The organism is Nucisporomicrobium flavum (assembly GCF_016464385.1).
Lineage (GTDB): Bacteria > Actinomycetota > Actinomycetes > Mycobacteriales > Micromonosporaceae > Actinoplanes > Actinoplanes flavus_A.
Genome location: NZ_JADMLH010000004.1, coordinates 265073 through 279804 on the forward strand (window position 1 = coordinate 265073; position 14732 = coordinate 279804).

The following is a 14732-nucleotide window of genomic DNA, read 5'->3' on the forward strand; positions in this document are numbered from 1 at the left end:
GGCCGGACGCCGGCTCCGGTGTGGCCGATGCCGATGCCGATGCCGATGCCGTCGTCTACGTCGACGTCGATGTCGACGGGGTGATCGATGCCGAGGTGGAGGAGCCGGACGTCGAGCCGGATCTGGACGCCTACGCCGGGCCGTCCGCCGAATCGCCGCCCGACGACGAGGTGGAAGCGGAGATCGTCGCCGGGCCGGAGCTCGAGGCCGAGCACGATGCCGAGCAGGAGAGCCAGCCCGAGCACGCGAGCCGGGCCGAGTACGAGAGCCGGGCCGAGCACGCGAGCCAGGACGAGCATCCGAGCCAGGACGAGCATCCGAGCCAGGATGAGCACGATGCCGAGCACGAGGAACGTGCGCTGCGGCCGCTGGGGCAGGCCCCGCTGCTCGACTCCGAGCCGCTGCCCGCCACCATGCCCGGCATGCTGCGTCCCCGGCAGATCGACGACTTCAGCCTGCCGGCGCAGCGCCCCGCGTTCGAGATCGGACCCGAGGCGCCCGCCGACATCACCTGACCGTCCCGCCGACCCGGCGTCCCAGCGGCTGAACCGCCGGTCACAGAGCGAGCTGGTCGGTCAGGAGCGAGCTGGCCGGTCGAGGAGTGAGCTGGTCGGCAAGGGTTGAGCTGGCCGGTCGAGGAGTGAGCTGGTCGGCAAGGGTTGAGCTGGTCGGCAAGGGTTGAGCTGGCCGGTCGAGGAGTGAGCTGGTCGGCAAGGGCTGAGCGGCCGGTCAGCCGCTGAGCTGGTCGCTCAGCGGCTGAGTCCGTCAGCGGTTCAGTTCCGTCAGGAAGCGCTTGACGATCGGGACCGCCGCCTCAGCGCCCGCGCCGCCGCGCTGCACCATCACCGCGAAGGCCACGTCGTCCTGCCAGCCCACGAACCAGGCGTGGGTCTCCTCGGACTTGTCGGCGAACTCGGCCGTGCCGGTCTTGCCGTACACGTCGCCGCCCGGTACGTCCTGCAGGTCGTCGCCGGTGCCCTTGGTCACGACCTCGCGCATCAGCGTGTGCAGCGGGTCGGTCGACGTGGCGGCGAGCTTGGGGCCGTCGGGGGCCGGCTTGGACGGTGCCGGGTCGAGGATGAGCCGGGGTTGCTTGAACTGGCCGCGGGCCACCGCCGCCGTGGCGCCGGCCATGGCGAGCGGGCTCACCGCCGTGGCGCCCTGGCCGAAGGTTGCCGCCGCGAGTTCCGTGGGGCTGTCGGCCGGGGACAGTTTGCCGGAGAAGGCCGCCGTGCCCAGGTCCCACTCCGCGCCGATGCCGAGCTTCGTGGTGGCGTCCTTGAGGCCGTCCGCGCCGAGCTTCGAGGAGAGCTCGACGAACGCCGTGTTGCACGACTTGGCGAAGTCGGTGCGGAACGGTACCGAGCCGAGGACCATGTCGTGGGAGTTCTTGAACTCGCGGCCGGCGACCTTCCTGGTCTTCGGGCAGGCCACCACTCCGTCGAGGGTGACCGCCTTCTTGTCCAGCAGGCCCAGTGTGGACACCATCTTGAAGGTGGAGCCGGGCGGGACCTGGCCGCTCAGCGCGGTGTCCACGCCGCCGCCGTCGGGGCCGTTGGCGACCGCGAGCACCGACGAGTCGCTGATCCGGATCGCCACCAGCGCGCTCGGCTGTTTCTCCGCGGCGACCGCAACGTCGGCCGCGTTCTGCGTACGGGTGTCCAGCGTGATCTTGATCGGCTTCCCGGCCACCGGCTCGATGCTGTAGAGCTGCGAGTCCTCGATCTTGTCGTCCGGGGTCTTGCGCGCGATCACCACGGCCTGTCCGGGTGTGCCGCGCAGCTGGGCGTCGTACCGCTGCTGCAGCCCGCCGTGGCCGACCTGGTCGCCCTGGGCCATCGTGTCCGGGTTGGCGTCGAGGTCCTCGCGGGTGGCCTCGTCCACGGTGCCGATCGTGGCCCGGGCGAACGGCCGGGTGGGCGCGAGCTCGCGCTGCTCGTCGTGGAACAGGGTGCCCCCGAGGGCGTTCAGCTTGGCGCTCACCTTGGCGAAGTCGGCCTGGCGGAGGGTGACCACGTCGACGAACGCGTCGGGCTTCGAGTTGCGTACCCGGGTGGCGAGGTCGTCGGTGTCGAGGTCGACCTTGACCGTCTTCAGCGTCGTGCCGAGCTCCTTGAAGAGCTTCGCCTGGTCCTCGACCTGGTCCGGCCGGATGCCGACGACCACGACCGCGCGCTTGGTCACCAGCGGCTTGCCGTCGGGGCCGAGCAGGTCCGCCCGGTCGGCGGCCTTGCGGCGCAGCTCCAGCCGGTCGCCGTCGGTGAGCTCGCTGTGCACGAGCGCCGGCTCCCACACCACGCGCCAGCCGTCGGAGTTCGCCTTCGTCAGCCGTACGGTGCTCTGGTACGACCACGCGGAGCCGCCCGGCAGCGTCCAGTCGACCTTGATGGGGGCGGACGCGATGTCGCCGGTCTCCTTCGCCTCGCCCTGCTGCGACAGCAGGACGGACGACTTCGCCAGGTCGCCCGAGAGGCCCTGGAGCCGGGCGTACACGTCCTCGGCCGAGATCCGGCCGCCCGCCGCGGTGACGAAGCCGACCTTGCTCAGGTTGCCGTTGCGCCAGCCGTCGAGGAAGGCCTTGACCGTGTCGCCGGGCCCGCTGGAGCCCGAGCAGGCGGCCAGCAGGGAGCCGGCGAGCGCGAGCCCGGCCAGCGCGGCGACGGCTCGGCGGCCTCGTCCGGTCCGGTGCATGAGGTGGCCCCTCCCCAGGTACGAATCAGGAAACGTACGGAACGGTAACCTCCCCGCGCTCGTCCGGAGCGCCCGCGCTGCGTGAGATGTGTCTAATTCGTTGTCGGATCTTCGCCTGCGCACCCGGGGTGTGCCCGGCTCCGGTTGGGCAGGATCTAGGCTGGAGCTGCGAAACGTCGACCCACAATGCCGTGGGTGAGGGGAGCCGTCTGTCATGCCTGTCGCCGACGAGGCCGCCGCCGATTCCGGTCCCGAGCTGGATTTCGAACCGGGCCCCGGGCTAGCCCTCACGGGGCGGCTCGGCACCTCCGACGACGAGCTCGACGAGCCGTTGCCGAACGCGGAACGGCTCGTCACCGAGGCCGTGGCGCTCGCCGGGGACGATCACGGCACCGCGGCGCTCGTGGGCCGGTTCTGGCGCTTCGCGCCGGACGAGGAGCTCGTCGGCTACACCCCGGCGGAGATGTTCGAGGCCGCCGGCCGGCACCGGGAGCTCGCCGCCGAGCGGCTGCCGGGTGAGCTGAAGCTCGACATCAGCGCCCCGTCCGAGGCGCAGCCGCACACGGTCATCTCGATCGTCACCGACGACATGCCGTTCCTGGTCGACTCGGTGGTCGAGCTGCTCACGGCGTACCAGCTCAGCGTGCACCTGCTGGTCCACCCGCTGATCGTGGTGCGCCGGGAGCCGCTGGGCGCCCTCGCGCAGGTCGAGGCGGACGTCGAGCCCGACGACGCGATCGACGGCGACCTGGTGGAGAGCTGGATCCGCGTCGAGATCGACCCGGTCCGCACCGCGGAGGCCCGCGAGCACCTGCACAACGAGCTGCGCCGGATCCTCACCGACGTCCGCGACGCCGTCGACGACTGGCCCCGCATGCGGCAGCGCGCGCTGGTGATCGCCGACGAGCTGGCGGCCGCCCGCGGCTCCGAGCGCAAGCTGCCGGTGCCGGACAAGGACGTCACCGACACGATCGAGCTGCTCAAGTGGCTGGCGCACGACCACTTCACGTTCCTGGGCTACCGCGAGTACCACCTCGGCGGCGACGGTGACCTGCTCGCGGTCGTGCCGGGCAGCGGGCTCGGCATCCTGCGCGGCGAGCAGAGCACCCCGCGCAAACTGTCCTCGATGGCGCCGGAAGCACGCCAGCGGGCGCTGGAGAAACGGCTGCTGATCATCACGAAGGCCAACTCGCGGGCGACCGTGCACCGGTCGGCGTACCTCGATTACATCGGCGTGAAGGTCTTCAACGACCGCGGCGAGGTGTGCGGCGAGCGCCGGTTCCTGGGCCTGTTCTCCAGCTCCGCGTACCGCACCAGCGTGCGTGAGCTGCCGGTGGTGCGTCGCAAGGTCATGGAGGTGCTGGACCGCTCCGGCCTGTCGCCGCGCGGGCACTCCGGCAAGGACCTGCTGCAGATCCTCGAGACGTACCCGCGCGACGAGCTCTTCCAGATCAAGACCGATGACCTGTATGAGGCGGTCGTCGGCGTGCTGCGCATGGCGGGGCGTCGGCAGCTGCGGCTGTTCCTGCGCCGAGACGGGTACGGCCGCTTCATCTCGTGCCTGATCTACCTGCCACGCGACCGCTTCACGACCGCCAACCGCCAGGCCATGCAGGAGATCCTGCTGCGGGAGCTGAACGGCATCGGCGTCGACTACACCACCCGGGTCACCGAGCGGATGCTCGCGCGGGTGCACTTCATCGTGCGCACGGACCCGTCGGACCCGCCCGGCGCGGTGGACCCGAACGCGCTGGCCGAGATGCTCGCCGACGCCACCCGCATGTGGGACGACGACTTCTCGCTGGTGCTCGAACGCAAGCTCGGCGAGGAGCCGGCCAAGGCGCTGTTCCACCGGTACGCGGCAGCCTTCCCGGACAGCTACAAGGACGGGCACACGCCGTACGAGGCGGTGCAGGACATCGCCAAGCTGGAGTTGCTGGAGGAGTCCGGGCAGCTCGAGATGCACCTGTACCGCAAGCGGCGGCTGAACCGCGACGGCTGCGCCGAACCCGACGACCACGACGTGCGGTTCAAGGTTTTCCGGTACGGCGAGCCGATGATGCTCTCCGCCGTCCTGCCCGTGCTGCACTCGCTGGGCGCGAAGGTCGTCGACGAGCGCCCGTACGAGGTCCGCCGCGCCGACGGCACCGTCTACCTGTACGACTTCGGCCTGCTGCCACCGGCCGCGCACCGGGAGCTGTCCGAGGTGCGCCCGCAGGTGGAGAACGCGTTCGCGGCGGCCTGGCAGAACGAGGCCGAGGTGGACGGCTTCAACGAGCTGGTGCTGCGCGCGGGGCTGACGTGGCGGCAGGTCGTGGTGCTGCGGGCGTACGCGAAATATCAGCGGCAGACCGGCGCCGTCTTCTCCCAGCGGTACGTCGAATCGACCTTCATCGCCTACCCGGAGATCACCCGCCTGCTGGTGCGGCTCTTCGAGACCCGGTTCTCGCCGCAGCTGGAGATCGGCGAGGACGAGCGGGCGCGCGTGGCCGACGACCTGGTCGAGCAGGTGACCGGGCTGCTCGACGGCGTGGACAGCCTGGACCAGGACCGCATCCTGAGGTCGTACCTGACGCTCATCCAGGCGACCCTGCGCACCAGCTTCTTCCAGCGCGGCGCCGATGCGCGACCCAAGTCCTACGTCGCGTTCAAGCTGGACCCGCAGGCGATCCCGGACCTGCCGCAGCCCCGGCCGAAGTTCGAGATCTTCGTCTACTCGCCCCGGTTCGAGGGGGTGCACCTGCGCTTCGGCGCGGTCGCGCGCGGCGGTCTGCGCTGGTCCGACCGGCGTGAGGACTTCCGTACGGAGATTCTCGGCCTGGTCAAGGCGCAGATGGTGAAGAACGCGGTGATCGTGCCGGTGGGTGCCAAGGGCGGCTTCGTGCTCAAGCAGAAGCCGGGCGACCGGGACGAGGCCGTGGAGTGCTACCGCCTGTTCATCGGCGCGCTGCTCGACGTCACCGACAACATCCACAGTGGCAAGATCATCCCACCGGTGGACGTGGTACGCCACGACGCCGACGACCCGTACCTGGTGGTGGCGGCCGACAAGGGCACGGCCACGTTCTCCGACATCGCCAACGAGATCTCGGTCGGCAAGGAGTTCTGGCTGGGCGACGCGTTCGCCTCCGGCGGCTCGGCCGGGTACGACCACAAGAAGATGGGCATCACCGCCCGTGGCGCGTGGGAGTCGGTCAAGAAGCACTTCCGCGACCTGGGCGTCGACACCCAGTCGCAGGACTTCACCGTGGTCGGCATCGGCGACATGTCCGGCGACGTGTTCGGCAACGGCATGCTGCTCAGCGAGCACATCAAGCTCGTGGCCGCGTTCGACCACCGGCACATCTTCCTCGACCCCGACCCCGATGCGGCGGCGTCGTTCGCCGAGCGGCGCCGGCTGTTCGACCTGCCCCGCTCCTCGTGGGCGGACTACGACGCGGCGCTCATCAGCGAGGGCGGCGGCGTGTACCCGCGTACGGCCAAGTCCGTCCCGGTGTCGCCGCAGGTGCGCGCGGCGCTGGGCCTGGGCGACGCCGCCGCGGTGAGCCCGCCGGAGCTGATGCGGGCGATCCTGCGCGCCCCGGTCGACCTGCTGTGGAACGGTGGCATCGGCACGTACGTCAAGGCGGCGTCGGAGACCCACGCCGACGTCGGCGACAAGGCCAACGACCCGATCCGGGTCAACGGCCGCGAGCTGCGCGCCCGGGTGGTCGGCGAGGGCGGCAACCTGGGGCTCACCCAGCGGAGCCGGATCGAGTACGCCCGCAGCGGCGGCCCGCGGGACGAGGAGGCGGAGACCGGTACGGGCGGGCGCATCTTCACCGACTTCATCGACAACACCGCCGGCGTGGACTGCTCCGACCACGAGGTCAACATCAAGATCCTGCTCGGCGGCGCGGTGACCGAGGGCGAGATGACCCTGCCGGAGCGGGACGAACTGCTGGCCGCGATGACCGACGAGGTCGCCGCCCTGGTGCTGCGGGACAACTACGAGCAGGCCACCGCGCTCGGCAACGCGCGGCAGCAGGCCCATTCGCTGCTCCCGGTGCACCGCCGGATGCTCACCGACATGGAGCAGGCGGGACAGCTCAACCGTGAACTGGAGGCGCTGCCCACCGACAAGGAGCTGGCGGCGCGCTACGAGGCGGGCGACGGGCTGACCGCGCCGGAGTTCGCGGTGCTGCTCGCGTACGTGAAGATCTCGCTCGAACGCCAGGTCCTCGCCGACGTCATCGTGGACGAGGAGTGGACCAACGGCGTGCTGGCCCGCTACTTCCCGACGCCGCTGCGGGAGCGGTTCGCCGCCCGGATGGCCGGTCACCGGCTGCGCCGGGAGATCATCTCGACGTCGCTGGTCAATGAGGTGGTGAACCGCGGCGGCACGTCGTTCGTCTTCCGTGCCATGGAGGAGAGCGGCGCCTCGGCGGCCGACGTGATCCGGGCGTACGTGGTGATCCGCGACGTGTACGGCCTCGGCGAGCTGTGGGAGGCGGCGGAGAAGCTCGACAACCGGGTGCCCACCTCCGCGCAGACCCTCGTCTACCTGGAGACCCGCCGCCTGCTGGACCGGGCCGTCCGCTGGCTCGTCAGCAACCGCCGCTCCCCGCTGGACGTGGCCGGCGAGATCGCCCGCCTGCAGCCCGGCGTCACCGCCCTGCTCGCCCAGCTGCCCCAGGTCGTCGTCGGCACCGAGCGCCGCTCGCAGGAGGCGCACGTCGACATGCTGGTGGAGAACGGCGTCCCGGAGGAGCTGGCCCGCCAGGTGGCCCGCGTCGTGTACGGCTTCGGCACGCTCGACATCCTCGAGACCGCCAAGGCCACCGACCGGGACCTCACCGAGGTGGCGGACGTCTACTTCGTCCTCTCGGAGCGTTTCCAGATCGACGTGCTGCTCTCGCACATCTCCCGCCTGCCGCGCGGCGACCGCTGGCAGACGCTGGCCCGCATGGCGCTGCGCTACGACCTCTACTCGGCGCTGGCCGGGCTGACGGCCGAGGTGCTGCAGTCGACGCCGGGGGACCTGCCGGCGGAGGACCGGGTGTCGCAGTGGGAGCACGTGAACGCGGCGTCGATCGCCCGGGCGGGCAACGCCATGGGCAACGTCTCGGACACCCCGGCCGACCTGGCGGCGCTGTCCGTGCTGCTGCGGCAGATCCGCACGCTGGTCAAGACGTCCTCGGCGGCCTGAAGCGACCGGAAGCGACCGGAGGCCGGGCCCGTCAGGCGGGGCCGGCCTCCATGAAGGTGGCGATCGCCGCGGCGAGCCGTTGCGGTGCCTGCCGGTTGGCGCCGTGCCCCTGCCCGTGCATCAGGAGCCGGCGCGTGCGGGGGAGGGTGTGTTCGAGCGCGTCCAGCCGCTCGGCCAGATGCCGCGGTGACCGGTCCCCACCGATCAACAGGACGGGCACGCCGATCGTCGCGTACGCCGGGAGCCGGACGCCGAGGGCATCGATGGCGTCGTTGTCGTCCAGCTGCCGGACGACCCTGTCCCGGTAGCCGGTGCGGCCGATCATGAAGCCGGCCACCGCCGCCCGCACCGGGGATATGCGCACGACGTCCCGCAGGAAGATGGACAGCGCCTTGCCCGGCCGGTCGTCGGCGAGGGCGGCGCGCGCCGGGACCAGGCGGTCGCCGCCGAGCGGTTCGCCGATGACCACCGGGGGCTCGTAGAGGACCGCGCCCGCGTACCTCGCGGGATCGGCGGTGAGGGCCTCCAGTGCCAGAACGCCGCCGGAGGAGTGGCCGACGATCACGGGCCGGTCCAGCGTGGCGGCCACCGCGGCCACGTGCTGCACCTCGTCCGCCATGGTGACCGGGCGCGGCAGGTCCAGCCGGTACTGCCTCCGGTGCAGCCGGACCGTGCGATACCGGTCCCGCAGCCGGTCGGTGACCTGCGACCAGGCCGTGCTGTCGCCCATGCCGCCGTGGACGACCAGGATCGGCCGTCCCGTGCCCTCGTCGACCGCCTCCGCCACCGTGCCGTCCACCGTCGTCACCCGCATGGCTGGGCCTCCTCAGCGCCGCTGAACAGAAGCTAGCACCGGCCTTCAGTGCGGGGCCGGAGCCGCGGCTGGGCGCAGCACCCGGGCGGACAGGCCCATCACCGCGGTGAGCGCGACCACCAGGACGAACGACACCGTCAGCGACGACAGGTGGGCGATGCCGCCGATGATGCCCGGCGCGACCAGGCCGCTGCCGTACGCGATGCCGGCCACGCCCGCGAGACTGCGCCCCGGATGGTCCCCGATCCGCCCGGCCGTCGCGAAGACCAGCGGCACCACGACGGCGATCCCCACGCCGAGCAGGCCGAAGCCCAGCGCCACGATCGGCACCTGACCGCCCAGCACGACGGTCACCGCGCCGACGCAGGCGCACACGGCCGCCAGCCGTACGGTGCTGACCGGTCCGAGGCGGTGGATCACCCGGTCCCCGGCGAACCGGGCCACGGCCATGCTGATCGAGAACACGCTCACGGTCAGGGCGGCCGTGCTGGCCGCGCCGCCGAGCACGTCGCGGATGTACACGGCGGACCAGTCCAGGCCGGCGCCCTCGGCGAACACGGCGCAGAGCGCGACCAGCCCGATCGGCAGCACCGCACGGGACGGCAGCGCGAACGCCGGTGGGGCGTCGACCTCCGGCTCCGGCCGGTGCGGGAGCAGCCAGGCGGAGGCTGCCACGGACAGGACGGCGAGCGCGCCGGCGGCGATCAGGAAGTGCACGCGCGCGTCCAGGCCTGCCCGGGCGGCAAGGGCGGCGACGGCCGAGCCCGCCAGGCCGCCCACGCTCCAGAAGCCGTGGAAGCTGGACATCACCGAGCGGCCGTACCGCTCCTCGATGACCACAGCCTGCGCGTTCATGGCCACGTCGGCGAGGCCGGCCGCGGCGCCGTAGAGGGCGAGCAGCGGGCAGAGCAGATAGATGGTCGTGGGCAGCGACGGCAGCATCAGCGCCGCACACCACAGGAGGATCAGCGTACGGGTGAGGGCGCGCAGGTCGTAGCGGTGCGCGAGGCGGCCGGAGAGCGGCATGGCGAGCAGCGCGCCGACCCCGGGCATGAGCAGCGCGAGGCCGAGCCCGCCCGCCCCGATGCCGGCGTGGTCCGCGATCCAGGGCACGCGCGCGGCGAAGGTGCCGGTCACGGCCCCGTGCACGGCGAAGATCACCGAGGTGGCGGCCCGGGCGCGACGCAGGGTCTGCATGACGCGTCACAGTAGTCGCCGACTACCCCCAGGGGGTATATGGTGGTGGCATGACCCGGCAGATCGAGCTCGAGATCGGCGGCATGACGTGCGCCGCCTGCGCCAATCGGATCGAGAAGAAGCTCAACCGGATCGACGGCGTGACCGCGACGGTCAACTACGCGACGGAGAAAGCGCGGGCAACCGTGCCGGCCGGTCTCAGCGCCGCCGACCTCATCGCGGTGGTGGAGAAGACCGGCTACACAGCCGCCGAGCCCGCAGCCGCGCCCGAGCCCGAGGCGGCGCCGGCCGACCCGCTGCGCACCCGGTTGCTGATCTCCACGGCGCTCACCGTGCCGGTCGTGCTGCTCGCGATGGTCCCCGCCTGGCAGTTCGACTACTGGCAGTGGCTCTCGCTCACCCTCGCCGCCCCGGTCGTGGTCTACGGCGGCTGGCCGTTCCACCGCTCCGCCTTCGTCAACCTGCGGCACGGCGCGGCGACCATGGACACGCTCGTCTCGCTCGGCACCCTCGCCGCGTTCCTCTGGTCGCTGTGGGCGCTGTTCCTCGGTGACGCCGGCATGCCCGGGATGACCCACCCCTTCGAGCTGCGCGCCGGCTCCGACAGCGACGCCATCTACCTCGAGGCGGCCGCGGGTGTGACCACCTTCCTGCTCGCCGGGCGTTACGCGGAGGCCCGGGCGAAGCGCCGCGCCGGTGATGCGCTGCGGTCGCTGCTGGAGCTCGGCGCCCGTACGGTCACCCTCCAGGACGGCCGCGAGCTCCCGATCGAGCAGCTCGCGACCGGGGACCTCTTCCTCGTACGGCCGGGCGAGAAGGTCGCCACCGACGGCGTGGTGGTCGACGGGGCCTCCGCCCTCGACCAGAGCCTGATCACCGGGGAGTCCGTGCCGGTCGAGGTGACCCCCGGCGACACCGTCACCGGCGGCACCGTCAACGCGGGCGGGCGGCTCGTCGTGCGCGCGACCCGGGTCGGTGCCGACACCCAGCTCGCCCAGATGGCCCGGCTCGTCGAGGAGGCACAGGACGGCAAGGCCGCGGTCCAGCGCCTCGCCGACCGGATCTCCGGCGTGTTCGTGCCGGTCGTGATCACGCTGTCGATCGCGACGCTCGGGTTCTGGCTCGGCACCGGGCGGGGCACGACGGCGGCGTTCACCGCGGCTGTGGCCGTACTGATCATCGCCTGCCCGTGCGCCCTCGGCCTGGCCACGCCGACGGCCCTGCTGGTCGGCACCGGCCGCGGCGCCCAGCTGGGCATCCTCATCCGCGGCGTGGAGGCGCTCGAGTCCACCCGCCGCATCGACACGATCCTGCTGGACAAGACCGGCACGGTGACCACCGGCGTGATGACCCTCGAGCAGGTCGCGCCGGAGCCCGGCGAGGACCCGGCCGCGCTGCTCCGGCTGGCGGGCGCGGTGGAGGCGGCCTCGGAGCATCCGCTGGGCCGGGCCATCACCCGGGCCGCCGCCGAGCACGGTCCGCTGCCCCCGGTCGAGGACTTCAAGGCCACGGCGGGCGTGGGCGTCCGAGGCCGGGTGGAGGGCGCCGAGATCGAGGTCGCGCGGGGCACCGGCGACACCGCCAGGACGTGGGTCGAGGTCCGCGTCGACGGCACGGTCCGCGGTCGCCTCGCCCTGACGGATGCCGTACGCCCGAGCAGCGCGACCGCCATCACCCGCCTGCGCCGGCTGGGCCTGACCCCGGTGCTGGTCACCGGCGACGCGCAGCCGGTGGCGGAACGGGTCGCGGCCGAGGTCGGCATCACCGAGGTGGTGTCCGGCGTGCTCCCCGCCGGCAAGGTCGACGTGGTCAAGAACCTGCAGGCGGAGGGCCGCTCGGTCGCGATGGTCGGCGACGGCGTGAACGACGCGGCCGCGCTGGCCCAGGCGGATCTCGGCGTGGCGATGGGCGCGGGCACGGACGTGGCCATCGAGGCCTCGGACCTGACGCTCATGCGCGACGACCTGACCGCCGCGGTCGACGCCGTACGGCTGGCCCGCCGCACGATGCACATCATCCGCGGGAACCTGTTCTGGGCGTTCGCGTACAACGTGGCGGCGCTGCCGCTCGCGGCCGCGGGCCTGCTGAACCCGATGATCGCGGGCGCGGCGATGGCGTTGAGCTCGGTGTTCGTGGTGGGCAACAGCCTGCGCCTGCGCCGCTTCCGCCAGGTGGCCTGACGCCGGCGTCGCCCGCCTCTCCGCGGGCCCGGCGGCTTTGGCGGCGCCGCGGGCTCCGCGGCCCGGCGGTTTCGCCGGCGGGTGCTTCGCGTCGGCGGTGGGGAGGGCAGTGTGGGCCGGGCGCTTGTTCCCGCCGGTTGCTCCCGAAACCGGCGAGGCGCCCGGCCCACCAGGGCCGCAGCGGCAGCGATTCGGACTGGTCCCGAAGTCCGAAGCTCCGCGGCGGCATCCCCAGACCCACCTGCGGACATGACGCTAAGTGGTGATCGCCGTACGACGGAAGCGCTGCGTACGGAATATGACCGTTCGGGCGGCCGTCTCTGGGCGACAGACTCGCCCAACCATGCACTTCCGGTGCGCAAGGTCCCGGCTCGTACCCGCGTTGGCTATCAGCCGATCACGTTGAGTGAGAACGGTGCCACTACCCAAGGTGATCAGTCGCGGCGGATAGCCTCGATCAGCGCGAGGACCTGGCGCAGCGCCGGCCGCAGCACGCGCAGCCGGGACAGCCCCACGAGCCGGTCCACGAGCGGCACCACCCCGTCGATGAGCCGCCGGGTGCGCCGCTGGCCGGGGGAGCGGTCGTACACCCAGAAGAGCACGACGCCCATCCAGGCCAGCCACAGCAGCTCCGGCAGCTCCCGGCGCAGCTCCGGATCGATCTTCGCGGACGAACCCTCCACCACGTCCCGGAACAGCGCGATGGCGGCCTCCCGGGCGGGCGACGACTCGCTCGAGAACGGGCTCAGCGGCGACGACGGCTCGGCGGCGGTCTTGAAGAACGTCGCGGCGAACGAGTGGTACGGCTCGTTCACGTCGATCCCGGCGTGCAGAACGCCGCGCAGCCGTGCGGCGAAGTCCTTCTCGGCGCTCAGCACCGCCTCGGCGGCGACCCGGTGCGCGGCCTGGTTCTGGTCGTAGAACCCCTGGATCAGGTGTTCCTTCGAGTCGAAGTAGTAGTACGCGTTCCCGACCGCGACCCCGGCCTCCTTGGCGATGGCCCGCATGGTGGTCTCGGCGTAGCCACGCTCCCGGAACAGCCGCAGCGCGGTCTCGAGGATCAACTGCCGGGTCTGCTCGCCCCGCGCCCGCCGCGGCTTGTCCGCCTGGCCCGTGCCCGGGCTTGCTCCTCCCGGGGTCAGGACCGCCTCTTCCGTGGCCTGGTTCGCCCTTCCCGGGGCTTTCCTCGGGGTCTCGTCCGTCGCCTCTGCCGGGCCGGGCTCCTCGCCGGCGGCGCGGCGCGGGGTGCCGGCGCCGGGGTCGTCGGCGGCGGAGTCAGCGGCAGCGGTCGTCACACCCGTCACCGTAGTCGTCGGAACGCGTCACCTGCCGCACGGCGGCCGCCGCCGCGATCACCTGCCGCGCCGTGGGCAGCAGAGCCGGGGTGCTCAGCCGCTCCGCCAGCCCCCGGTAGTCCGCGAGCGCCCACAGGCAGGCCAGCCACGCGCCGTCGGAGACGTACACCAGGCCGTTGTCGGCGATGACCGTCAGATCCCGCAGCGTCGCCGCCGGGTCCAGCGCCGGGAAGCGCCGCCGGGCCTCCGGCGACCCGGCCGGCACAAATTCCAGCGGTACGAGCTGAGCCCGCCCCGCGAGCCACCGCCGAGCCGTACGGCAGATCGGGCACCCCTCGTCGTAGAGCACGGTGAGGTAGCCGACCCGGCCGGCCCCGAACCCGGCCGGATCGATCTCCACGCTCACGCCGGCGCAGGTGGCGGAACCGGCATGCCCTGCCCGGGCCACGCCATCCCGCCGCCCGCACCCGCCCCGGCGGCCCCCCGACCGCCTGCCCCACCCGGAGCGCCCTGCGCGCCCCCGCCGCCTGCCGCCCCTGGCCCGCCTGCCGCCCCTGGCCCGCCTGCCGTCCCCGGCCCGCCTGCCGCCCCCGGCCCGCCTGCCGCCCCCGGCCCGCCTGCCGTGCCCGGCCCGCCTGCCGTGCCCGGCCCGCCTGCCGTGCCCGGTCCGTACGGTCCGGCCGGTCCGCCCGGCGGGAAGAGCGGTCCGCCGCCCGGGCCCATCGGCAGCCGTCCGGCCGGCGGCAGCGGCGGCATCGTCTGCTGCTGGCGGAGCCGCCCGCGCCGGTAGCGGTTGAGGAGGAAGACGTTGAGCACGTGCAGCACGCCCAGGACGAGCAGCACGAAACCGATCTTGTACGACAGCGTCTCCAGCGCCCGGGCGGCGTCCGGGATGCGGGCGCCGGAGCGCATCGCCACCGCGACGTAGCCGAGGTTGAGCAGGTAGAAGCCCATCACGAGCAGGTGGTTGACCGCCTTGGCGAGCCGGCTGTCGGCGAAGACGTCCTCGAGGAAGACGAGGCCGTTGCGGGACAGGGTCGTCGCGACCCAGACGGTGAGCCCGACGCTGGTCGCCAGGTAGACCAGGTACATCCATACCTTGTGGTCCACGAGCCGCACCCTTCTTTGAACGTGTTCAACAGTGATGCGCTCAGGTTAGACCCGTTGTTGAACGCGTTCAAGTCCGGCTGGGCGGTGAGCCCGAGCACATCGGCCAGCCCGGGCGCCGGCTTGTGAGGCGCCGTACGAGGTGAGGAACGCCCGTACGCCCGCGGGTCGTCAGCTCGACGGCCAGCCCTCGTCGAGTGGCGTGCCCACCCGAACCGGCATGGAATTGCCCGCAAAAGCCGCAAGCAGGGTGCGGAGCG

Annotated in this window: 8 protein-coding genes; 2 read left to right on the plus strand and 6 right to left on the minus strand. The window is 72.5% G+C overall.

Annotated features, from left to right (window positions below):
* Positions 1-765: 765 nt before the first annotated feature.
* Entirely contained in the window at positions 766-2691 is a 1926-nt protein-coding gene (locus IT780_RS12890) for a penicillin-binding transpeptidase domain-containing protein (protein ID WP_199511733.1), read from the minus strand.
* A 214-nt stretch (positions 2692-2905) separates the two neighbouring features.
* Between IT780_RS12890 and IT780_RS12895 the strand changes: the two genes are divergently transcribed.
* Positions 2906-7879, plus strand: a complete 4974-nt coding sequence (locus IT780_RS12895) for an NAD-glutamate dehydrogenase (protein WP_199511734.1) — start codon at positions 2906-2908, stop codon at positions 7877-7879.
* Positions 7880-7910: 31 nt separating this feature from the next.
* On the opposite strand, the gene IT780_RS12900 is transcribed toward IT780_RS12895, so the two are convergent.
* Positions 7911-8693: an alpha/beta fold hydrolase gene (locus tag IT780_RS12900; RefSeq protein WP_199511735.1), complete on the minus strand. Its 783-nt coding sequence runs from the start codon at positions 8691-8693 to the stop codon at positions 7911-7913.
* Between the two features lie 45 nt (positions 8694-8738).
* Positions 8739-9890, minus strand: a complete 1152-nt coding sequence (locus tag IT780_RS12905; protein ID WP_199511736.1) for an MFS transporter — start codon at positions 9888-9890, stop codon at positions 8739-8741.
* 50 nt (positions 9891-9940) lie between these two features.
* Here IT780_RS12905 and IT780_RS12910 point away from each other — a divergent pair, with 50 nt between their 5' ends.
* Complete coding sequence (locus IT780_RS12910) at positions 9941-12070, plus strand: heavy metal translocating P-type ATPase (RefSeq protein WP_199511737.1); 2130 nt, start codon at positions 9941-9943, stop codon at positions 12068-12070.
* 434 nt (positions 12071-12504) lie between these two features.
* Here the strand turns inward: IT780_RS12910 and IT780_RS12915 are convergent, their stop codons facing one another.
* The 3 genes from IT780_RS12915 to IT780_RS43080 are packed head-to-tail and all read right to left on the minus strand — an operon-like array spanning position 12505 to position 14475.
* Positions 12505-13365 carry a TetR family transcriptional regulator gene (locus IT780_RS12915; protein WP_307831161.1) on the minus strand — a complete coding sequence of 287 codons (861 nt, stop codon included), beginning with the start codon at positions 13363-13365 and terminating at the stop codon, positions 12505-12507.
* Positions 13346-13771, minus strand: coding sequence for a thiol-disulfide oxidoreductase DCC family protein (locus IT780_RS43075; protein WP_199511738.1), 426 nt, complete (start codon positions 13769-13771; stop codon positions 13346-13348). The genes IT780_RS12915 and IT780_RS43075 overlap by 20 nt, the downstream gene beginning before the upstream one ends.
* Positions 13768-14475 (minus strand): hypothetical protein, encoded by a 708-nt coding sequence (locus IT780_RS43080; RefSeq protein ID WP_233412848.1) that lies wholly within the window; start codon positions 14473-14475, stop codon positions 13768-13770. The genes IT780_RS43075 and IT780_RS43080 overlap by 4 nt, the downstream gene beginning before the upstream one ends.
* Positions 14476-14732 lie beyond the last annotated feature (257 nt).

Bases quoted from the DNA above. Each gene is read 5' to 3' on its own strand.
- IT780_RS12890 (WP_199511733.1), bottom strand. From the start codon at position 2,691: ATGCACCGGACCGGACGAGGCCGCCGAGCCGTCGCCGCGCTGGCCGGG.
- IT780_RS12895 (WP_199511734.1), top strand. From the start codon at position 2,906: ATGCCTGTCGCCGACGAGGCCGCCGCCGATTCCGGTCCCGAGCTGGAT.
- IT780_RS12900 (WP_199511735.1), bottom strand. From the start codon at position 8,693: ATGCGGGTGACGACGGTGGACGGCACGGTGGCGGAGGCGGTCGACGAG.
- IT780_RS12905 (WP_199511736.1), bottom strand. From the start codon at position 9,890: ATGCAGACCCTGCGTCGCGCCCGGGCCGCCACCTCGGTGATCTTCGCC.
- IT780_RS12910 (WP_199511737.1), top strand. From the start codon at position 9,941: ATGACCCGGCAGATCGAGCTCGAGATCGGCGGCATGACGTGCGCCGCC.